At 40.4% G+C, this 22,887-nt stretch carries 14 protein-coding genes; 7 read left to right on the top strand and 7 right to left on the bottom strand.

Annotated elements, in window-relative coordinates; genetic code table 11:
- Positions 1–14 precede the first annotated feature (14 nt).
- The 5 genes from EZL74_RS08600 (at position 15) to EZL74_RS08580 (ending at position 6,482) form a co-directional block, all read left to right on the top strand.
- Positions 15–2,675, top strand: a complete 2,661-nt coding sequence (locus EZL74_RS08600; protein WP_394345861.1) for a putative LPS assembly protein LptD — start codon at positions 15–17, stop codon at positions 2,673–2,675.
- A 78-nt stretch (positions 2,676–2,753) separates the two neighbouring features.
- The gene (locus EZL74_RS08595) at positions 2,754–3,137 is read left to right on the top strand and encodes a RidA family protein (protein WP_131476202.1); all 384 of its coding nucleotides are present in this window, start codon (positions 2,754–2,756) and stop codon (positions 3,135–3,137) included.
- 457 nt (positions 3,138–3,594) lie between these two features.
- Positions 3,595–4,512, top strand: coding sequence for a helix-turn-helix transcriptional regulator (locus EZL74_RS08590; protein ID WP_131476201.1), 918 nt, complete (start codon positions 3,595–3,597; stop codon positions 4,510–4,512).
- A gap of 88 nt (positions 4,513–4,600) precedes the next feature.
- A complete protein-coding gene (locus EZL74_RS08585) occupies positions 4,601–6,136 on the top strand; it encodes a MauE/DoxX family redox-associated membrane protein (protein WP_131476200.1) in 1,536 nt (511 codons plus the stop codon).
- Between the two features lie 79 nt (positions 6,137–6,215).
- A complete protein-coding gene (locus EZL74_RS08580) occupies positions 6,216–6,482 on the top strand; it encodes a hypothetical protein (protein ID WP_131476199.1) in 267 nt (88 codons plus the stop codon).
- 40 nt (positions 6,483–6,522) lie between these two features.
- Here EZL74_RS08580 and EZL74_RS08575 read toward each other — a convergent pair whose 3' ends face one another.
- From EZL74_RS08575 to EZL74_RS08565, 3 genes are read right to left on the bottom strand one after another with little or no spacing between them, the layout of a single operon-like run.
- Positions 6,523–9,057: an alpha/beta hydrolase family protein gene (locus EZL74_RS08575; protein WP_131476198.1), complete on the bottom strand. Its 2,535-nt coding sequence runs from the start codon at positions 9,055–9,057 to the stop codon at positions 6,523–6,525.
- On the bottom strand, positions 9,057–10,442 hold the full coding sequence (locus tag EZL74_RS08570) for a RagB/SusD family nutrient uptake outer membrane protein (RefSeq protein WP_131476197.1): 1,386 nt from the start codon (positions 10,440–10,442) through the stop codon (positions 9,057–9,059). Before EZL74_RS08570 ends, EZL74_RS08575 begins: the two co-directional genes overlap by 1 nt.
- A gap of 17 nt (positions 10,443–10,459) precedes the next feature.
- A complete protein-coding gene (locus EZL74_RS08565) occupies positions 10,460–13,543 on the bottom strand; it encodes a SusC/RagA family TonB-linked outer membrane protein (protein ID WP_240034578.1) in 3,084 nt (1,027 codons plus the stop codon).
- An 853-nt stretch (positions 13,544–14,396) separates the two neighbouring features.
- On the opposite strand from EZL74_RS08565, the gene EZL74_RS08560 reads away from it, so the two are divergent.
- Both EZL74_RS08560 and EZL74_RS08555 read left to right on the top strand, forming a co-directional pair.
- Positions 14,397–14,618, top strand: coding sequence for a helix-turn-helix domain-containing protein (locus EZL74_RS08560; protein WP_131476196.1), 222 nt, complete (start codon positions 14,397–14,399; stop codon positions 14,616–14,618).
- Positions 14,619–14,745: 127 nt separating this feature from the next.
- The gene (locus tag EZL74_RS08555) at positions 14,746–15,483 is read left to right on the top strand and encodes a methyltransferase domain-containing protein (RefSeq protein WP_131476195.1); all 738 of its coding nucleotides are present in this window, start codon (positions 14,746–14,748) and stop codon (positions 15,481–15,483) included.
- A gap of 72 nt (positions 15,484–15,555) precedes the next feature.
- On the opposite strand, the gene EZL74_RS08550 is transcribed toward EZL74_RS08555, so the two are convergent.
- From EZL74_RS08550 to EZL74_RS08535, 4 genes are read right to left on the bottom strand one after another with little or no spacing between them, the layout of a single operon-like run.
- A complete protein-coding gene (locus tag EZL74_RS08550; protein WP_131476194.1) occupies positions 15,556–16,779 on the bottom strand; it encodes a hypothetical protein in 1,224 nt (407 codons plus the stop codon).
- A 6-nt stretch (positions 16,780–16,785) separates the two neighbouring features.
- Positions 16,786–19,011 (bottom strand): ATP-binding protein, encoded by a 2,226-nt coding sequence (locus EZL74_RS08545; RefSeq protein WP_131476193.1) that lies wholly within the window; start codon positions 19,009–19,011, stop codon positions 16,786–16,788.
- Positions 19,012–19,040: 29 nt separating this feature from the next.
- Entirely contained in the window at positions 19,041–21,506 is a 2,466-nt protein-coding gene (locus EZL74_RS08540; protein ID WP_131476192.1) for an ATP-binding protein, read from the bottom strand.
- The gene (locus EZL74_RS08535) at positions 21,507–22,772 is read right to left on the bottom strand and encodes a DNA methyltransferase (RefSeq protein WP_131476191.1); all 1,266 of its coding nucleotides are present in this window, start codon (positions 22,770–22,772) and stop codon (positions 21,507–21,509) included.
- Between the last annotated feature and the right edge of the window lie 115 nt (positions 22,773–22,887).

The following is a 22,887-nucleotide window of genomic DNA, read 5'->3' as shown; positions in this document are numbered from 1 at the left end:
ATAGTATTAAACCTTTGCAAAGAAACTTATTTTATATCGTTTTTTTAACAATCTTCCTAACATTGGGAGGCGCAAAAACATACGCACAGGAAGGCAGGCCTAAAGAAAAATCGTTTCCGGCTAAAAATCAAACCACTAGCCCAGAAACCCAGCCCGAGCTGACCGAAAAGCCGGTAAAAGTCATCAGCGGCGATTCGCTCAAAAAGAAAAAAGCACTGCTCGACGGCAAAGTAAAATACAAAGCCGATAAATACGCCAAAATCGACCAGAAAAAGAAACTGGTCACCCTATACGACAAAGCAGAACTGTACTATCAGGACATCGAACTCAAGTCGGGCATCATCGTTTTTGACTACCAGAAAAACGAAGTGTATGCCGGGCGCATCAAAGATTCTACCGGAGCTTACACCCAAGCCCCTATCTTCAAACAGGGCGACAATCAGGTAGAGCCCGATTCTATTCGTTTCAACTACAAAACCAAAAAAGCATTGGTGTGGAATTCCCGAACCAAGCAAGGCGAAATGAACGTAAAATCGGAAATTTCCAAAAAAGAAAACGACTCGGTCTACTTCCTCAAAAAAGCGCGTTTTACCACCGCTAAAGATATAGACAACCCCGAATATTACTTTCAGGCCAGCCGCGTAAAACTGGTACCCGGTAAAAAAGTAGTCGTAGGACTCACCAACATGGTCATTGCCGACGTGCCCACGCCTTTGGCCCTGCCCTTTGCCTTTTTTCCCATGACCGAAAAAAGCCGCTCGGGTCTGATTATTCCTTCTTACAACGACAGCAACGTACGCGGATTTTCCCTGCAAAACGGCGGGTATTATTTTGCCCTGAGCGACCATTACGATTTGGCCATACTGGGGGATTACTACACCAACGGGAGTTACGCCATGCGCTTCGAATCTTCCTACGCCAAGAAATACAAGTTCAACGGAAACGTCAACATCCGTTTTGAGAACCTCATCACCAGCGAGCGCGGCTACCCCGACTATGCCCGAACCAACATTTACAACATCCAGTGGTCGCACGCCAAAGATGCCAAATCAAACCCCAACTCGCGGTTCTCGGCTTCGGTAAACCTCGGAAGCAGCAAGTACTACATCAACTCCATCAACCAGGTCAATGTAGGGTCGCGCTTAAACAACACCTTGAGCTCTTCCATTTCCTATTCCAAGACGTTCAACTCGGTGCCCCAGGTCAACATGTCACTCACGGCCACCCACTCGCAAAACACCAATACCGAAGACATCAACATGACCCTGCCTACCCTGCAGGTCAGCGTTGACAGGCTCTATCCTTTTGCCCCCAAAGACGGCGTGAAAAAAGGCTTTTTCAAAAACATCAACCTCCAATATACCGTGCGCGGAGAAAACCGCATAGCCACCAAAGATTCGCTCTTCTTCAAAAAAGAGATGTTCCGCGATGCCAAAATCGGTTTCCAGCACAGCATTCCGCTGAGTACCAACTTCAAACTGTTCAAGTACTTCAGTGCCACCAGCTCCGTAAACTACAACGAAGTGTGGTATTTTAAAACCATCACCAAACAATTTGTAGCCGCCCAAAACAAAGTAGTCGATACCGAAGTACCCGGCTTTGATGCCTTCCGCACCTACTCGTTCAACACCAGCTTGGGAACCACCATCTACGGTACGTTCAATTTTGGCGACAAAAAGAAAATACAGGCCATCCGCCACCTGGTGCGCCCCTCCGTTTCCTACAGCTACACTCCTAGTTTTTCGCAGTATTACGACACCTATGACCCCGACGGCAGCGGCACTATGCGCAAAGAATACACCCGTTTTGACAACGGTATTTTCGGAGCACCCGGAAAAAGCATGTCTAATGTCTTGGGCTTCAACCTCAGCAACTCCTTCGAGGCCAAAGTAACCGATAAAGACCCCACCAAAACCGAACCGAAAAAGGTCATGCTGCTCAACAACCTGAACTTTTCCACCAGCTACGATATTACAGCAGACTCTCTGCGATGGGCTCCGATGCGTGTGAGCGGCGGAACGGCATTTTTTAACCAAAAAATGAACGTCAACTTTGCCACCACCCTCGACCCGTACGCCATCAACAATGCGGGGAAACGCATCAATACCTGGAACATCGACAACGGCGGCAGCCTGTTCCGCATGACCAGCGCCAACATGACGGTAAACTATTCGTTCTCGAGCCGGGGCGAAAGCAAAGAAAAAACCAACACCCAAGGTAAACGAAACGGAGGGCGTGAAGACGACTTATTCGGGACCAATACCGACCTGAGCGACCGCCGCCAAAGCCAGTTTACCGATGAGGGTGAAGAAAAAGAAACCGCCTCGGAATTCTTCAACTACAAGCTGCCGTTCGACATGACCATGGCCTACTCCCTAACCTATTCGAACAACAACCGCGAAAAGAAAATCTCCGGAAACTCCCTGATGGTCTCCATGAATACCGATTTGGCACCCAAGTGGAAAGCCGGGGTCTCTACCGGGTATGACTTTGTGCAAAAAGGAGTCACTTTCACCCAATTCCGCTTTGAACGCGACCTCGACAGCTGGCGCATGGATTTCAGCTGGGTACCCTTCGGACAGTCGTACTGGAGTTTCTTCATCGGTATCAAGTCGGGCGTACTGAGCGACATCAAGTGGGACAAACGCAGCCAGGCGGATAGGAGTTTAAGATAGCGGAAGGTGGAAGGCAGATTTCAGATAACAGACTTTCAGATAATAGACGAACAACCATCAACCATCAACCAACAACTCATGAAAAAAATAATCTACACTGAAAAAGCACCGGCACCAATCGGGCCTTATAACCAAGCGGTTTTGACAGGGAATACCCTTTATACTTCGGGACAGATTGCTCTGGATCCGGTTACTATGGAACTGGTTTTAGACGATATTGAAACCGAAACCCGTCAGGTTATGGAAAACATGAAAGCCGTATTGGCAGCGGCCGATATGACCTTTGAGCATGTGGTTAAAACCACCATCTTCATCATGGATATGGGCAATTTTGCCCGCATCAACAGTGTGTATGGCGCTTACTTTGACGAGGCTACTGCCCCGGCCCGCGAAACTGTTCAGGTTGCCGGACTGCCCAAAGGCGTTAACGTTGAAATCTCCATGATAGCGGTTAAAGCATAAGCTATCCCCCCTTTATAAACCCTGACAGGGTTTGGAACCCTGTCAGGGTTGAATTACAAAGGTTTGGAACCCTGTCAGGGTTAAATTACAAGGGTTTGGAACCCTGTCAGGGTTGAATTACAACAACAAAGCGAAAGACTCCTCTTTCGCTTACCTTTTTTCTACGCCTGCAATAATTTAATGATTGCATCCCTGAGCAACCCTAACCTAAAAAATCAAAAAACACAACTGAAACCACAACTGTCACCCTGAGCCTGTCGAAGGGCATCATTCACAATTCCCCTGCCTCTCTTAGCCTGCCTATCCTGAGCTCAGTTTACACTGAGCCTGCCTGTCCTGAGCCTGCCGAAGGATTGAAGGGAAGGATCAAAGGTAAAGATGCAAGCCCCCAAATCCCCTCCTAAATTCCCGAATCCAACACCAAACCATTTGATTCCGCAATCCCAATCCTATAGCTTTGTTCCCTTCAGTACTACTCGTAATGCAGGAACAACCCTTCCATATCCATATTAAAAACATCTACCAAATGCTGTTTGAACTGGCAACGGGGAATCTTTCGTTCCGGTTAGTGCCTCAAGTAGAAAATAAAGAAGTCGAAACCTTAATCAACAAACTAAACGCCTTCGCCACCAGCCTGCAAAACACCATCGACATGTTAGGGCACGTAAACCCGGTATACAACTATCAAAACCTTGTACAGTTCACCCTCGAACTCGATGAACAGCACAACATCAAAAGCTTCAGCAGTGCCGTTCCCAAACTCTTAGAATACCCACCGGCTCAACTCATCACCACCAATATCACCACTCTGTTACAGCAAACCACTCTGGCACTCTGGAGCCAATTAGAAACCGAGCTCAAAGCCAACAGTGTTTACGAATCCACTGCCCTGCTGTTATTTCACACTGCGCAGCACAAAGTTCTCCCCTGTCATTGCACCATCGCCAAACACCACTACAGCAGCAAAATAATAGTCTCCTCGGTAACTACAATTCTTGAGGACTTGATGGCAGACGGCAACAACATACAATCCATAAAACCCCGCAAGTCCGATGCAGCCATCATGCAAAGCATCTACGAATACATCAAAGAACACCTCGAAGAGCCCATGCCGTCAGCCAAACAATTGGCACTCCTGTTCGGGACCAACGAATTGAAAATCAAAAGAGGCTTCCGCCACTACTACAACACCAGCATCTACCAATGCTATACCAACGAACGCCTGAAAAAAGGCCACTACCTCATCCAAAAAACTGACTTCCCACTAAAAGAAATCGCTTTCATGAGCGGTTTCAACGACTATCCTACGTTTTCCAAAGCATTCAAGAAAAAATACAACTACTCCCCAAGCGATGTCAAAAGAGAAAACAACTAACACACTCATTTACAACATCTAATCCTCCGATTTCAACATCAACCAACAGTTTCTGATTCAGAATTTTACAATACAAAAACCAACTGTAATGAAACCACATCCGGCACTCAAAAACAATTTTGTCTATACTGTTGCAATGCTATACATACTGTTGTTCTCATACGCAGCTATGAGTAAGCTGTTAGACTTTCAAAACTTCCAAATCCAACTCGGGCAGTCTCCTTTGTTGAGTGCATTTGCAGCTCCCGTATCCGTAGCAGTCCCTGTGGCAGAATTCATCTTGGTACTACTCCTGATGTTCAAAAAATCAAGACTGATAGGATTGTACGGAAGTTTTGTCCTCATGACCATGTTTTCAGCTTACATCGTCATAATCCTGAATTTCAGTTCGTTTACACCCTGTTCATGTGGCGGCATCTTAGAAAAAATGAGCTGGACACAACATCTGATTTTTAATATTGTTTTTGTGGTAATCGCGGCAATCGCTATAATAGTTCAATCAGCAACAAGAGGCACCTATGGGTTCCTGACAATGCTTTTCACATCTGGGATAGTGGTAATCACAGTACTGTTTCTGATGTCAGAGGATATCATACAGCATCGCAATAATTTTGTACGAAGGCTCCCGGAACAGTTCCCTCAGGAACACGACATTGACCTTGGGTTCAACTCCTATTATTTTGCAGGAACTGCTAATGGAAAAATATATTTAGGAAATGTCACTGCACCATTATTACTTACCGAAATTGATGCGGCACTACAGCACAAAAAGGAAATTGTAATTAAACTAAACAACCTGAATTTTCCGTTCCGCGCTTTGCATCTTAACGTCTATCCAAAATACTTTTTTGCATCTGATGGTACGGTGCCGGTGATATTTAGAGGGAAAACAGGGCAATGGAGTGCACAACAGCAACACGGAATCACTCCTCGCTTTACAAATCCTGTCTTTACTGATTCAGTTGCTACGGCATTCAGAACCGACAAACAGAATGGAGAAAACATACTTGGTGCCTATTCTCAAAGTGCCAACAATCTAATCCTAAACCCCTCTTTACTGCAGAAGCAAATAGATGGAGTTTTTGATACTGATGGAATGTTGAATTACGACCCTTTTACAAATCAGTTGGTCTATACATACTATTACCGCAATCAATATATAGTTACCGATACTAATCTCAAATTAAAATACCGGGGAAACACTATTGACACCATAAGTAAAGCACAAATAAAGTTGGCATACAATGCAGCAAGAAACGAAACAAAGATGGCAGCGCCTCCGGTATACGTCAACAGGCAAGCCTTTGCTTACAAAGGGCTTTTATTCGTCAACGCTGCTTCAATGGGCAAATTCGAGGATGCAAAAATGTGGAAACAGGCAAGCCTTGTTGATGTCTATGACCTTAAAAACCGTAGCTATATAGTGAGTTTCTATGTGTACAACGTCGATGGCGAAAGATTAAGTCACTTCACATTGCAGGGCAACCATTTTTATGGATTAATAGGAACGCACCTGGTTAGTTACCGAATGAGTCCCTTGGTACTACAACGGTATTCGGAAAATACCATTAAAGCCAAACCTACTATGGTTCAAAGAACGAAAGCTGCAACACCAGATAAATAAAAATATAACCGGCCGGTTGTCAGGAGAACGATCGAAAACCTGTGAACAGAGTAGATCAATAACATTAAATTTAATAATCATGAAAAGATTCAGTAAATTCATTCCAATGGCAGTACTTGCCTTGGGATTGGTTGGAGCACTCAGCTCATTCACAACGAGCAAGAACTCAAAGTTGACCATCAACATTCCGGGATTTGTACAATTAAATCCACAGGGAACACAGTGTTCAACATCCATTATGTGTTCTGATGATGTAGGACCACTTTGTACCTTCGGAGGAAATAACCTTTGGGGTAAGGATGCCAGTGGAAACTGTGTGGTAAAACTATACCGCAACCACCAGTAGCAAAAAGCAATGCAGTTCCCGTGGGAACTGCATTGTTGTTTTATAACCTATCGGGCATAAGCCAATCCGGCTTTACTCCCCCTTTTAAATAGTAATCAAACCATTCCTGGGTTCGATGCGTCAAATCGACCTGATGCTCCCTTTTCATTAGTACGTGGTCCTCTCCTTCATACAACAGCAAAACATTGGGTTTCTGCAATCGCCGCAATGCCAAGTGAAACTCTATACTTTGATAATAATCTACCTGTCCGTCAGCATCTCCCGACCATAGTAAAACAGGTGTCTGTATCTGCTTTGCAAAGGTAATCGGAGAATTATCCAGATACTTTTGAAATCCATCAAACAATGATACACCCATCCTTGACTGATTAAATTCATAACGCCAGCCATTGGGTCTCTTATTGCCTACGGCTAAGTAACTGCTTATGAAATCAGCCATACCCGAACCTGATATTGCGGTGACAAACTTATTAGTTTGTGTTATAATAAAATTAGTTTCATAACCTCCAAACGAATGACCAAAAAGCCCCAGACGTTTTGGGTCAACGGATTCGTTAGCCAATACTTCATCAACCGCAGCAGTTACACAATCTAAGGCAGACTGGCCGGTTTTACCTTCTTCATAGGCAATATCAGGTAACAGCACAAAGTAACCCTGTGCGGTTAGGTTACTGATATTGAATCCCTCACCATTTAGCAAGCTTGGATTCACATACTGGTTATAGAAATCAGACAACCGCTCATAAATATACACCACCATAGGATAGCTTTTATCCGCATCAAAACCGGCAGGATAAAAAAGAGCTCCGTGCAATACCTTCCCTTTCGAATTTTCATACGTTATCAACTTTGAAAAACCCCATTGGTAGTTTTTCTGCTGTGGATTGCTTTGATAAAGTACTTTCTTTTTATTTATGTTATATTGAACTACCAATTGAGGTGACAAATGATAATGTTCTTTTGTATATACAATCACACCATTTAAAGAACGTTTGATGCCTCCTATCCTATTGCTTTCGTACACCAGCTTTTGCAGCCCTTTCCCGGCAGTCCATGTAAAATAACCACTTTTTGTATCACTTACAGCCTCAAGCAGCAATCCGTCATTCAAATGTAAAACCCCGCTATCTGACGAACGGAGAGAAGTATAAGCATTTCGGGGCACCAGCCTGTATACTGTTTTTTCCTCGCGACCTCTTGTCAAACGCACAGCAGGGCTGCCATCTGTTCTCAAAAGCCAGATGTCATACGTATCATAAACCAGTACTTCTTTATCATCCTGAGTCCAGCCCGCAATACCCGACACCTTTTCTTCTCCTGAGCGATCATACTTTTCCTCTGTAAAGGATTGCCCCGTATGCGAAGTAAGGTTGCGACGCGTGTCCGATTTTACATCATAGAGCCACCACTGCTTATCCTTGAAGTAGGCAATAAACCTACCCGCACCCGAAATACCAATCTTATTTTGGTCGTCACTAAATTTTTGTAGAATGAGTTTGCTTTGCCCCGTTGTACTATTTTGCAGGTAATAATCAATGGAAGCATCACGGTTGAATTGCGGCTCATTGAAAATCGGATTGCAAAGCAATGCCCATTCCTGACCGGGCAGTAATTGCTGATACGGAAATTGTGCGTCCGTCACCATCCTAAACTGTTGCAACTCCGGAAACCATACGCCCAATTTGGGACGAACGGTCCAATCCTTAAGCGCGGCTCTGGCAGGATACAATATTTTGTCTGCCGTATTCCAAACCTGCACACCGGTCGGTTCCACTGTCGGTTCCTTTTCCTTAATTCCAAAGAATATACGTTTGCCATCATCAGAAACGGCTAATTCCGCAACAGATGCACCACATACTAAAGCTTCTTTTGGAAAATTAGGGAATCGGTTTCGGTCAAACTTGTACTCCTTCTTTTCGCTTAGGCTAAAATACCCAACTGTACCATCAGTAAGATAGGCAAAAGAAGACCCATTGCTTTGCCAGGCTATTTGACGGTAGTCACGCGCCACCTCATCAACAAGTACAACTGTCTTTAAAACCTTTAGGTCAATAACCCGAAGTTTCCCGTCACTGTCACAGGCCAGTGCATTAGAATCAGGACTAAGCGAAAACAAGGTAACCTTTGGTATTGTAAGCACCACTTTACCATCCGCTCCAATACCTAGTAAATCACCTCCACCACCGTTTCCATTTTTCAGCAGGAGCAACATACTCCCTTCTAAAGCTATAGTGTAGTTACTAATCTCTGTATATGTTTGCTGCCTGCCGCTTTTAAGGTTCTGCCAACTTATTCCACCATCAGTTCCCCGGCACACAAAAAAATCCTCCTTGGCAAAGCGCCCATCCGCACCTCCCGCAAAAGCATAGGATTTTAGGCTCTTAGTATGCCTTACAAACAAGGTATCCTTACCGCTTTCATAACGCACCGAATAGCTCATCCAGTTGCCATAATCCGACAACTGATTACTGTCCATTGTGCCCCACAGTTTGTATTCCGCTTCAGTAACAGGTCCTTTTATAACCTGCCCAAACAAAGGGCAGGCCATTAATAGTATAATAATAAAACTTTTCATCAATACCCGGGGTTTTGAGGGAGTAAATTAGGGTTTAGTAACAATTCCGATTCGGGCAGCGGCAGTAAGGCATCCGTACTACTCCATCCCGGTTTTATCGGGCTTAATACAGCATCCAATTGCTGCGCACGCTTCAAATCAAAAAAACGGTGCCCACCTTCCGTAAAAAACTCCACCCGACGTTCCTGTACGATGGCAGAAAGAATTTCCTGTTGAGTCACAGCAGTGGTATTGAGCAATCCGGCAAGGTTGCGAATAACATCAAGGTCTTCTTTCGCACCCGTTAAAAATCCCTGTTTTGCCCTTGCCTCTGCCCGAATCAGGTATTGCTCAGACAAGCGGAGTACTATTGAATATTCCATCGAAGTGCCGGTAGCAGTAGGTTCCTTGTATTTATAGGCATGATACCAGGTGCTGCTCCCATCCGTAACCGCTTTTACCCAATGGGTTTTGCGTAAATCCCCGGTTTCAAAGGCATTTATCAGTTCATTTCGCAATGCTGCAAAAGGGGGCGGTCCTGCCACGAAAATATAGGTACTCCCCTCTTCCGTGTTGCGCCCCTCTGCAGGCGGACTAAATTGCCACAGGGTACCCGGACTGTCCTTTAAAAAAGCAGTATCCAAATCCGAATCCAAAGTATAAGTTCCTGCTTCATTCAGTACTGCAGATGCAGCATTTGATGCCGCGGCATAATCTCCATGGTACAGATATACTCTTGCCAATAAGGCGGTCGCCACAAACCGATTAGGGCGCACCCTGTTTCCGCCAACGTAGCTGGTTGGCAATAATGTCTGTGCCATTTCAAGATCGGCTATGATTCTTGTATACACTTCAGCAACAGACATCCTATGTACCTTTTGATTCTGCCCATAATCAGTAGTAGTTATGTAGGGCACATCACCATAGAGGTTCACCAGATAAAAATGCAGCATCCCCCTAACAAATAAGGCCTCTCCCATCAATTGGTCTTTTATAGGTTGCGACAGTTTTGCTGAGGCACTAACGCCTTCATAAACAGCATTAGCGGCATAAATCTGATTGTAGCTGCTGCTCCACCACAGACTTACATCACCATTATTGGGTAACAAAGTGTTGGTATAAAAAAATGCAGTGCCTCCACCATAGTAATCCAGTTCGTCAGCATACAGTCCCAGCGCAGCATGCATGCCATACCCATAGCCGGTCAGCAAACCGTTGTCACGCATTTTGGCATAGATATCCGTCATAGCCGCATTGGCGGTTGCAGGCTCTTCAAACACAGTTGCCAAACTCAATTGCGATGAGGGCAAATCTACCGCAACAAACGATTCGCAACCAACAGTCAGCATAAGCAGTACAACAGCCATCAGCCTGCGGAGGCCGATAAAAAGGGTTTTATTTTTCATTTTAAATAGTGTTTAAGTTAAAAAGTAAATTGCAGTCCTGCTGTTAGTACCCGCAAAGGCGGTAAATAACCACTAAGGGTAAATTCAGGGTCGCGACCTTTATAGGAAGTAAATGTCAATAGGTTTTGTGCTTCCAGCGTGGCACGGCAGCTGGCGCCAAACAGCCATTTCTCAGGTACCTTATACGTCAGGGAAACATTTTTTAAGCGTACATAAGAGGCATCGCTTATCACTGCATCACTCTCAAGATAATTGTAAAAGGCATCCACAGCATCATAGTTGTACCCTGCGGTATATTGCTGAAAACCGGTCGAATCACCCGCTGACTGCCAATGAGTAAGTACCTCTACCGGCTGATTGCCTCTGCTTCCCGGCAATCCGGCCATTGCCGCCGAAGTATAGTTTCGCTGCTTCACAAACTGCAGCAAAAAATCGAGCTGCCAGCGTTTGTAGGTAAACTGGTTGCTTAGACCACCAAAAAAAGCAGGATTAAAATCGGCAACCGTTTGTTTGTCTTGAGCATTGGTAATACCGTCACCATTGACATCCTCAAAAGTAAAGACTCCCTTTGCAGGATTGAGTCCGGTATAATGGTACACCTTTTGGATATTCAATGCCTGTCCTATTACAAACTGATTGCGATAAGTCGAACCTTCTAACGCGGGAAACGACAACAATTTATTTTTAGCTACCGAGATATTGAAATGGGTAGTCCAATTAAAATTCCCTTTCTGAAAGTTCACAGTCCTCAAAGTTACCTCAACCCCACGGTTCTGTACCGTGGCATCAAGATTCCCCTGTATTGAGGAAAATCCCGTAGTAGCAGGCATCGGAATACCCACCAGCTGGCTCGAAGAACGATTGTTATACCAACCCAAGGTTAAAAAGATACGGTCCTTAAAAAACCCGGTTTCAAGCGCTACCTCAAGCTTTTTATTGGTCTCCCATCCAAAATTAGGATTGTAGAGTCTGGTCGGCTGCAAACCTATTACACCGGCATAGCTTACCCCCGAGGACAGATAGGTATCCAAAAACTGGTAATCCCCTATTTGGTCATTCCCGGTGATACCATAGCTGCCACGAAGCTTTCCAAAACTCAGGATACCATTATCTTTCAAAAGCTTCTCCGCGCCAAACAGCCACGCTGCCCCCACAGCCCCAAAAGTAGCAAACTGCCTCCCGGGGCCAAACCGGCTCGACCCGTCACGCCGGCCCGTTAAGTTCACAATGTACCTTTCTTTATAGGAATAATTCAACCGCCCAAAAAAGGCCTGATACTTGTAATCGGTCTGCTGATCCTTTAAGGTAAAAACATGAAAAGCAGCACCGAGGTTATAAATCAAACTATTACTGGCAAAGCCATCCGCTTCAAACAACTGGTTACTGCTTTTCTGTTGCTGAAAAGTGCCTCCCGCCAGTACTTCGGTTGTACCAAACTTCCATTGATGCGCCCAACTCACTTGCGGTTCCACTATCCACGACCGGCGTTTACTATTAGTAACATACAGGGAGGAATACTCAGGTCCTACCTCATAAACAGGGTCGTATAGCGTTGAGGGCTGGGTGCGGGTTTCCTCGTGCTGCGTGTCAGTTATGCCAAAACTCGTTTTCAAATCCAGTCCCGGCAGTAGCGTGTAGCTTAGTAATGAATTAACAATAAAATCATGCGTTTTGGTGCGGTACTTCCCTTCCAGCAAAGCTATCGGATTCGCCCAAGTACTGCCTTCCCAGTTCAGGCTGCCATCGGCAGTGTACAACGCCGGTGCATTAGGCGCTAAGCTAAGCGCAACACTACTGAGGTCGGTGGATGTTTGGTTGTTTTCTTGGGCGGTATATCCGGTCGAAAAGTTCATCTTAAACCGCCCGTTTTCTGATTGGTGGTTCAGGTTACTGCGCAGCACACCGCGTTTATACCCAAAATCACCCGGAAAAACGGTGGTCTCGTCATGGTAAGTGCCGCTCACTAAAAACTGAATAGTGGCACTTCCGCCACTCACGCTGGCATTGGCATCGGTGTAAGTTGCCGTACCTCCTGTCAGCTCTTTTTGCCAGTCAGTATAGCGGTTCGGGTCCCACGTGCCGTTTACATCATAGGCAAATGGCTCGGGGGCTACACCATCATTGGCATAGGCTTCATGGCGCATAGCCAGGTACTGCTGTGTGTTTAGCAATTTCATAAACTTGGTAACACTACCCGCTCCTTTACTAACATTGGCGGCAAACCGCGTCTTACCCTGCTTTCCGGTTTTAGTAGTAATCAGAACCACACCATTAGCCCCACGCGAACCATAGATAGCCGTAGCATCGGCATCCTTCAGCACTTCTATACTCGCTATATCATCAGGGTTAATGCTGTTCAGTGGGTTTGCCACACCCGGAAGCACATAAGTACTTCGGGTATTACCCAAAGCTTCACTCGAATAAGGAACGCCGTCTATCAGGTACAAAGGGCTGTTCCCCTCCGCCCTAAGGCTGTTCTGCCCGCGGATTTTGATGTCAAAACCACCTCCCGGCACCCCACTCGTTTGGGTAATGCTCACTCCCGCCATCCGTCCCTGCATAGTAGCAAGTACATTCGTCACGGGTTGTTTCTCTATGTCCTTAGCAGTAATCTTAGCAATACTACCGGTACGTTCCTTGTCTTTCACGGTATAATACCCGGCATTAACCGTTACTTCTTTAAGCGTGGTAGCATCCTCCTGCATAATCACATCATATACACGGCGACTGTCCACAGTAACAGTCACAGCCGCATAACCTATGTAACTAAAGACAAGCACATCTCCCACTTCAGCAGCTATACTAAACTGCCCTTTTTCATCGGTTATAACACTTTTGCCACTACTAAAAGAATTGTCACCCTGAGCTTGTCGAAGGGCAACCGTCACCCCCGGAAGCACCCCATGAGCATCACTAACGGTTCCGGTAATAATATTTTGTTTTATTGTCATTCCGACAAAGGAGGAATCTCCTCCATTTACAGCAAAAAGTCTCTTGCTTCTTGTCTCTTGCTTCTTGTCTCCAAAAGCAAACGTAACCTGAAAACAAAGGCACAAAAGGAATAGATATATTCCCATATTGCCAATAGGCTTTTTATTCATATTTTTGGTTTAGTTAAATGAAACATTAGTTTTGTTTGTCTACCGGTCCTCTGTTCAACCGCCAAGAAGATGCAGAGGGCCTTTTTTTTTGTGTTTTAAGTTCGTTGTGTTTGTTATACCATAGGCTGTAGCGTTAAAGGATTAATAATTGTTTTCTTGTCGTTCAAACTTTGTCATCCTGAGCTTGTCGAAGGACGTAATTCATAATTCGTAATTCATAATTCGTAATTCGTAATTCGTAATTCATAATTCATAATTAAATAAACCCGCCCCAACAATTTTTAATTTCATAATCCAACTCGCCCGAGGCGCAGCCGAATTGTTTGGAGCGCCGCGGAATAAAATAAATTAAACAACTTAACCACTTGTAATTCATAATTCATAATTCGTAATTCGTAATTCGTAATTCATAATTCGTAATTCCAATGGCGTTGAGGCAGGGTCTATTATTTATGATTCCGTCAGTTCGAGTGTCCGCCTTGGCGGATATATCGAGAACCTCATGTATGGAAATTCCACACACAACTGTTTCATAACAATCAGTAAAAATAAAAGTGAATCGTGTAGCAGAGTGTAACGCATAAAAAAAGGCGCGGAACTCAGCTTACTGCATCGTAGGCACTGGTATACCTTGCAACAATAAGTGAGCCCACGCCCTAGGAGCGTGAGCATTTACACTTATCATCTCGTTGCTAAAATTACCAGTTTTACGATGCGAGATTCAAAGCGAATGCTTCAATATTGTATTTGAAGAATCGCAAATTTATATATTCTGATACAAATATAATAAATAATTCCTACAATCGGACAGCTGTCCGATTAATTTTAATCTATAACATCTTAATTTGTCTATATGGCAGATTTGAACAGAAAAATATGTGATTACATAGCTAAAGAATGGATTGGCAATGAACAAGCAAAAACTCAGTTTGCTTTAAATCATAATATTGAAGAAAAGACAGCCAGAAGAATATTTAACGATAAAAAATACACCATAACTTTATACACTTTGAATAAAATCTGTGAAGCAAGAAATATCAAACTCTCCGATTTTTTTAAACTAATAGAAATGTAAAAAACAAATACAGACCAAAGAGTTTGTTATATTTTAATTAATGTCAAAAGAAAAGATGCCTCTCAGCATCTTTTTTTAATAACTTTATTCTTAGTAATCAACATCTTTTAACTCAATTCAAATAACAATGGATGAAACTTTAAGAATGTATTGGGAATTATACAATGAATTATGTCCTAATGAATTAATGATTCACAAAAATCACAATCTCTTGAGGAATTTCGAAGATGAATTCATTGAGGGTCCAATACTTGAATTAGGATGTGGTCAAAGCAGTTTTCTTGTCGAATATTCAAAAAAGGGAAAAGAAATTTTTGCAATTGACAATGAAGACTTTCAGTTAAACCTTCTGAAAAAAAGAATCGAGTTATATGCTGGAAAAGAGGCTGGAAAATTACATCTATTAAATATAACGATTCCTAAAAAAGAAATTCCTAAAGAAATATTCTCTTTAGTGATCATGTTTGATTTTTTACATTTTTTCACCTTGGAAGACTGTAGCAAAATAATTGATCAAATAGCTTCAAGAACGCAAAAAGGTTCATTAATTTATATTAAAGCCCACTCAAAATCTCATTCTTACTTCAAGTCGCCAAATCCTGGAATGCATCAATATTATAAACATTTTTTTTCAGAGACGGACCTATCTAGACTCTTTGATAACAAAAACTTTGAAAGAATCATGATTTCCGATACGGTTCAAAGTGTTAGATCAAAATTTTCAAGAGAATTGGAGATTAAATGGCATGAAAGTGTGTTAGATGAACATCAGGTATTTGATTCCCAAGATAGAGAGGAAGAACTTAAGTCCACTAAAGAAGAATCAAATATCGGTTATTTAGAGTGCATTTACAGAAGAAAGTAAAAACTACACATAACTTTTCGAGTTTTATCCCTAGTCTAGAATTAAACACTATAATATTTGTTTTTCAAACTGTTAATTTACCGTTCGCAAACTATCTGGAATGGTTGGAACACCCACACGACCAATATATGAAAGATATCTTTGACGTAATTGCTGTATATAAGGAGTATTAATCTTAACTGAACGATTTTGCCTCCGAGTCTCCAAGTACTTACCTTTCACGAGGGTTAGTGAAAATCTAAAATCAATAAGTGCTGTCTCTTCTGAACCTGCAAAAGGAAAAATTGGCAAAAGATGTATTGCCGCAATTTCTTGATTATATGCTCTCTTAATTTCATCCTGAGACTTGCAAAATGAATTGATATTATTTTTAAAATCGTCTTTACAGAAACATATCATCTCAACTAGTTCATTTTTTTTAATCAGTTTCATCATGTCACATTCTGGTGAAATTATAATTCCATAGCAGTCCTCCTTTAAAAGATATACATCACCGGTCATTACAGTATCGGTAACTAGCGTCTTTGTGTAATATAGTTTTGAATAAAGATTTATTATGGCGCTGGCACCAGGTATCTCAGTAAAATTTTTAATTGAATAATCTGTAATTGCATCCTTCAATTCCACGTTCTGGATTAATCTTTCTGACAATATATTTTGAAACAAATTTATTACTTCAATTGTTGGCTCAACTTCAACAGCTTTTGGTATGCCTGCTTTATCAATTCCTCTTGCCGAACTATAATATAATTCTTTAATCCAAAATTTATCGGCAGATTCTAGTTCAGAAAATATTTTTTGCGATGCTTCATTTATGGCTTTTCCCCAAACAAATGGTACTACTAGGTGGCCATTTTTATCTTCAAAGTCTCTAATACCTTTTGTTATTTTTTCAAATTCATTATCTAAATCATTCGTAATATCTTTTTTGTCAAAAAATATCTTATTTGGATATAGTGCTTGAAGCTCTGCTATAATATCTTCAGGTAAATCCTCTTGCGAATAAATATAGATTAATGAATAAACTGTTTTTTGTCTTAAAAAACTTAAGGGGTTTTCATCTGTGGCTTTAACTCCTAATTCTTTATCTTCTTCGCTTAATTCTCTTTTAAAATTCCAATCCAGTATTATTGCTTTAAAAGTTGAAATTGATGAAACAGCTTTTTCTAGAACATTTAAATTGTTAATTGGTAAAATAGAGTAGTTACCATCTGAATTAAATTTATTAAAAAGTTTATTGACAAACTCGTTATTATCAAAAACGTGATCATCAGCATATAAAATAACTCCTTCCATTCAATACTAATTAAAGTTTACTACGAAATTTGCTCCAGGCAAGATTTTCGCATCTTCCCTGTTATTTAAGTAAATTTCACCATTTATTCTAAAGAGGATTTCTTTCACAATGTATAAACCCAGCCCACGACCATCTGTTTTAAGTGAAAAAAATTCTGAAAAGATAGCTTCTGTAACATCTTCCCTAACACCTGGACCATTATCCGCAATAGTTAATGATTTTTCCACAGCGTTTATAGAAATCATTATTTTCTTGTCATACGATTCATTTTTGTTTACCCAATAAATTGCATTGTCAATCAAATTTATAAGTATCTGCAAAATCAGTCCTTTATTAGTATGAATGACTAAATCTTTCGACTTGACAATTTCAACTTCAATTTTCCCATGCAAGTCTCGCCTAAAATATTGAACAACTTTTTCGACACACTCAATAATACTTATATCTTGAGCAGCTTTACGTTGAGCTTTAAATAGCGGCTGAATTATCTGCATTTCTTCAAACACAAAACTTAAGTTTTCGTCCAATTCTGTCAATAATGAAACTAAATTTTCATTCTTATAATCTCCATGTAGCGCTTTTTTCCTAAAATCAAGAACATTAGCCCGCATAGTAGATAACAAAGTCAGTGAATCGTGAGAAGCTTTTTCGACAGCCATTCCAAGTCCAGCTAAGTCTTCAACAGTTTCCATTCTATCGCGCATTAATTTATTATGTTTCTGCACGGTATCAAGGAAACTATTGGCTTTCTCTAATACATCTCTATTTTCAGTTTTCTCTAAAACTGCTTTAAACGAATTGAATGATTTTGTAAGTATATCCGAAGAATCTTTTATAGCAACTTTTTTGTTGAGTTCAATTTTATTCTTATCAATCTTAATCTCTGTATTGAAGATTTCTGTAACTGCAGTAACCATGCTTTTAAAATCCTCCAATGCACCATCAATATCCATTATTCCTTGTCTATTGGAAGAATCTTTTAGTCGCTGGTTATGATCGTCGCTGATATATACAAATCCTGTTAAATCATTGTAACTAATAAACCATCCCGCACGCACAGTAGATCTTAGTTTGTCGAGGTTAAGCCAGTCAATTCCTTTCTCACCGTATGGATAAACTCGCACTCCATCTCGTAAAACAAATACAAAATTATCTTTGATAAAATTTTCAATATCTTTATTCAATATAGTTCTATCCGGTTTGGCAAGGTCAAAAGCATAGAATGTGAATTTGAAAGGACCTGATAAAGGTTTGCGAACCAATGTTTTCTTTGCTTTATCGTAAAACCGCTTTTCAATAGAATATGAAACATAATTTTCCTTAGATAATGCTTCACGGCTCATTAAATTAACTTCCTTTGAAAAACTGCGAACTGGCGACTGAGATTTATAATTAAATTCTAAATATCCGTCATTATCCACTTCGCCAATCATAGTATATTGGGCGCGCTCAATTACATCTTTAAAGGTGGTAATATTTTCGGCAACAAATAATTCTCCGTCATTATACAAATCAATTCCAAAATCTTGATGAAAATCGATGCCTAATCGTTTGGCATTTTCATCTGTCGGAGGTATTAATCGTTGGATAGATTTATATAAATCTTCTAAATCCTCAATTTTCCATCGCTCCCTTAAGTTGAATATCCTGATTACTGTACCTTTTTGTTTAGTAATAACTTCAGCCGGCTTATTAACGTACCAATTATTAAAAACTTTATTCAAAAGCTTGTAGTCATCCATCGGTGTGAACAAGTCCGCCTTTTCAGGGTCAAAATCAGTAAAATCCATTTCCAATTTTACTTCATCATTTCCAAGGGCCTTTGTAAATAGCTCTATTTTTTCTCCAAGTTTATGAATGGCAAATCGACCGATACCTTTTTCTCCTTGAATTATCCGCCCCTTAGTTGTTAGGTTTTCTTTTAATTTTTTCTTGGTAATTTTATTTGGTGTAGCCGGTCTCAGCCAGACTTTTTTAATTATTTCCAGACTCATGCCGTCACCATCATCTTCTATTTCAATATAGGGTTGCTCATTTACAGGAAGATAATTTTTTCCATAGTTATCAAGATTAAAGAATTTTACTTTAACACTTTCTGCATCGGCATCATAAGAATTTTTGACAATCTCAACTACGGCAATTTTTCTATCGGTAATCAATTGATCACCTAAAATATTCATAAGCCTAGCATAAGGCTCAAAAGGTTGACTATCTTTATGTATTACTCCCATTATTATCTATTTTATATTGAGAATCACGATTAATCATTTAAACCAAAAGCATCGATATATATATCCCTAAATTCGTAAGGGATGTCGGAATCGTTTGAAGTTTGATTTAGGGCATTCAAAATTATTTCAGGAGTACTTTGCAAACTAACCAAATCATTTTCATAAGAAATATAACTAGGCACTAACGTTTTTAAGCTTTGAACAATTTGTACTATTGTAGGTGATGATATATCTGGAAGCCCAAAATTATATTTTAATTCCGATCTGATAGCTGTTATATTCGGTCTTTCAGTATCATCTTTTGTTAACTTGTATGCAGCCTGCAGAACTTCCTTAATAGGTCCGCGATCGATAACTTTGGCTTTCAAGTCATTTATCCATTTCGAGGTATCAATAACAGAATGGCAATTTTCAAATAACGGTCTTAGTTCTGTCAAACCTAATTGTTTAGGACCAGCGAGTAAAATTAGACTCATTAAATCTTTAGCTCTAATGAGATTAACTTTTAGATTCCGTGCTTCCTTATTGACCGCAGAATTTTCATCAGTTGCACCTTGAAAATCAATTGCAACAATTACTGCATAATTTGCATTGTGATCTCTACGATGCCTATCAACCCCAGAAATATGGGCTGTACCGGCCATAATCTTATCTTTGTTGGTACTTTTGGCATCAAATGTAATTTTATAATTTTCAGTAGAGTGTTTATGTCCCAAATAAGCAGTGGCAATTCCATCGGGATTACCGCTCTTTCCAATTGGATTTGTTTCAAATCCAAGAGAAGTAAACGCTTTCACTAAAGCATCTTCTAATCCATCAGGATTATTTAAGGTTGCTTTAATGAGGCTTGCCACAGCTGGTGCATTTTGCTTATCACTAAACGTTAACTCTCTAAGTATACTGTCACGCCGATACATAATCTCTTTAATCTGCTCTTCATCAACACCTTGTTCAATTAAGGATACTTCCGTTAAGATTTCAGTTAATGCAAACAACTGGAAAGGCAGTGGGTTTTTCAAATCTTCAATAAAGTTTGCAAAAAAAGGATGCATTAAATTAATGTTTGCAACACCATCTACTAAATTAAATTTAGCAACAGGGTCTTCCGGCAATAAAGCAACCCATTTAACGTCCTTTATTATTCCTGATTCGCTGGTAAGGTCAAATTCTAACCGCTCAATAATCTCATTTTTTTGTTCAAAAGACAAATCAGAAGGAATCTCAGTCAACAGCAGATTGGAAATTTCTCCAGCGAAGAACTTTTTGGCCGCCACAAGAAGAGGTCTTCTCGACATACTACCAGCAGCATTCGATATTTTGTATGAGGCTCTGCTTTTCTTTTCCTCTTCTTCAATTTTAGAAAAGTAGAACTCTCTGGCTTCGGTAAACTTTCTTTGAATATATTTCTTTAAGTCTTCAAACGCCGAACTATCTTTTATTGACTCTCGGGTAGAAGTAATGTAATCGTTTAGGCCATCTGCCTCAACCATTATTCGTATTCTATTAAAAACCCCGTGGGTCATTGCTGGCATACCTAACAAAGGATCATCAAGATTAATCAAGCGCTTTCTAATCGTTAGGAATATCCCGTGGCTTCGCCCCCAATCCTGTGATTTACCTTTTACAAGAGAATCAGCATAGAGTTCCACCTGGCCCCTTACTTTTTTAACGTTCGGCATATCTATGTAAGGACCATTCTCATCATCTCCTATTTCATAATCGACAAACTTTTTGGCAACTGCATCTTCGTCATCGCCAAATTTCCAAATCTTTATAGGCTTTTGTTTTTCCTTGCTTGATTTTAATAAATCTCCGTTATAATATAATTCAAAGTTAGGGTTCAGTGGCAAAGCTGTTGACAAAATCCACTTTAATCGGCCTTCACTGATTTCTGATACCTTTGGTTTCAGATTGCTCATTATCGTAAAGGTCCACGTTGGCTCTGAATTTTCACCCCAAAGCGTAAAAGGGAGAAATTTTTGACCTCCAGGATTGATGTATGGCGAAAGAAGTTCTTTTACATTATCTTCAGAAAGTTGTATCTCATCTAACTTAATTTGTTCTGTGGTTTTTGTGATATTTCGATAATCCATTTTAACCGCGAAATAACCGTCAGCTGTTTTACAGATATAGGTCAGTTCATAAGTTAGGATGTATGTCGCTAATTTACCAATACCAAATTTACCAATCAATGGTCTGGATTCCTGTTCTGCTCCATTTTTAACAGATTCACCAATCATCCAAAGATTTTTAAGCCCTTCTTTATTCATTGAGCTTCCGTTGTCACATACCCAAATTACCGAGTCTTCCTTCAACTTGTCAAGAGGTAGAAATACAGCAACCTTATTAGCTAGTGCGTCATATGAATTACTCACTAATTCCTCGAAAGCTTTATTCGGGCTTGAATACAATCCAGCAGAAAATAGTTCAATAATTCTAAAGCTTATATGAACAGGTATATCGTCGACCTTTGTACCGTATTTCTTAAAATCCATTTACTTTTTGGCTATGATGATATATTCTTCAGGGTACACTTCTTTACTGTTTTCATTTGCCAAAGTCGTGAACTTACCTGTATTTTCATCTCTGATGGTTGGTATTAATTTAAAAGGAATTGATCTTTTAATAACTTCTTCGATAGTGAACCCGCTTAACTCTAGAAGTTCGCCGAAAATCTCAGCCGATTCTATTTTTATATTCTTATATGTTGTATTTCCGATTACAATGAATGCCCTACCACCATCTCTTAATATGCGATGCATTTCGACAGCGACTTTTTGCATGTCATTGAAATAGTTAGTCATTTCCTTGGCTGTCCGAAGGTGTTTAGCTTTAAGCTGTTCAATAGTATTTTGCGCAATTGGTGATTCACATTCTAGGGTCTCACCATAAGAGTAAAATGTACCAATAAAATTCTTTCTGTAATTCTTCAAATCAGATATATAATCAAACCAATATGCCGTCAATTGATGCAAATCTGCGTATTCATAGGAAGTCACATACGGCGGCGAAGTTATAACGGCGCTTACAGAACCTTCTGCTATACTAGTCTTCCTTGCATCTTCAAGGTGGATAGTACATTCCGTAGTTAAAAAGTTTAATTTATTTAATTCTTTAAAAAATAAATCATTCTTTTTCACCATCGAATTTACCTGCTTTGTAAAAGCTGAAAAAGGTTCTGAGATAATCTTTTTAGGGTCTCTTTGAGGTTTAGTACTAGACTGCAACCATCTGGAACAATTTTTTAAAATGTTCGAGAGTGCAACCAAAAAGAAATCTTTAACTTGTTGTGGCTGTTCACTCGCCAAGATAGCTTCATATAGGTATGCAATTTTATTTCTATTGTCAGGAAAAAACCAATAGTCTATTCTATCGTGTTTAGCCTCAGTTGTGAAAATCTCTGCATCGTAGTCTGCTATCACTGTTTTAATCGCAGAATAGGCATTCACTAACGTTTCTGGATTAATTGGATTGGTCTTTACACTAGTAATTAATTGAGCTACAGGATTGATATCTACTCCTATTGAAACCCTACCATGTACTTTAGCCTCAACCAAAGTCGTTCCGCACCCGGCAAAGAGATCCGCAACAGTATCGCCTACATTTGTATGGGTTTCGATGATTTTTTGAACAATATTGGGCAGGAATTTGGCAGGATATCGGTGATAACCATGAGTCCATTTTTCTGATGAACGGACACCGTTAAATGTCCATTCATCATTTGTTATTAAGTCATTAAATGGTAAATAGTTAACTAACAAATTTATAATTTTTAAATTAATTATTCAAATATATTTACTTAAATGACAATATGCAAGGAATTATCAAAATACTTAGAGCTTCACATGAATGAAAATATTTACTTTTAGAATTAAA

This window comes from Flavobacterium silvisoli (genome assembly GCF_004329815.1).
GTDB classification, from domain to species: Bacteria; Bacteroidota; Bacteroidia; order Flavobacteriales; family Flavobacteriaceae; genus Flavobacterium; species Flavobacterium silvisoli.
Note: the sequence above shows the minus strand (reverse complement) of the source record. Positions and strands in the feature narration are given on the sequence as shown.

What these genes read in the sequence shown, in the direction of transcription:
- EZL74_RS08595 (WP_131476202.1), top strand. Translation starts at nt 2,754, where the DNA reads ATGAAAAAAATAATCTACACTGAAAAAGCACCGGCACCAATCGGGCCT.
- EZL74_RS08585 (WP_131476200.1), top strand. Translation starts at nt 4,601, where the DNA reads ATGAAACCACATCCGGCACTCAAAAACAATTTTGTCTATACTGTTGCA.
- EZL74_RS08580 (WP_131476199.1), top strand. Translation starts at nt 6,216, where the DNA reads ATGAAAAGATTCAGTAAATTCATTCCAATGGCAGTACTTGCCTTGGGA.
- EZL74_RS08575 (WP_131476198.1), bottom strand. Translation starts at nt 9,057, where the DNA reads ATGAAAAGTTTTATTATTATACTATTAATGGCCTGCCCTTTGTTTGGG.
- EZL74_RS08570 (WP_131476197.1), bottom strand. Translation starts at nt 10,442, where the DNA reads ATGAAAAATAAAACCCTTTTTATCGGCCTCCGCAGGCTGATGGCTGTT.
- EZL74_RS08565 (WP_240034578.1), bottom strand. Translation starts at nt 13,543, where the DNA reads ATGAATAAAAAGCCTATTGGCAATATGGGAATATATCTATTCCTTTTG.
- EZL74_RS08560 (WP_131476196.1), top strand. Translation starts at nt 14,397, where the DNA reads ATGGCAGATTTGAACAGAAAAATATGTGATTACATAGCTAAAGAATGG.
- EZL74_RS08555 (WP_131476195.1), top strand. Translation starts at nt 14,746, where the DNA reads ATGGATGAAACTTTAAGAATGTATTGGGAATTATACAATGAATTATGT.
- EZL74_RS08550 (WP_131476194.1), bottom strand. Translation starts at nt 16,779, where the DNA reads ATGGAAGGAGTTATTTTATATGCTGATGATCACGTTTTTGATAATAAC.
- EZL74_RS08545 (WP_131476193.1), bottom strand. Translation starts at nt 19,011, where the DNA reads ATGGGAGTAATACATAAAGATAGTCAACCTTTTGAGCCTTATGCTAGG.
- EZL74_RS08540 (WP_131476192.1), bottom strand. Translation starts at nt 21,506, where the DNA reads ATGGATTTTAAGAAATACGGTACAAAGGTCGACGATATACCTGTTCAT.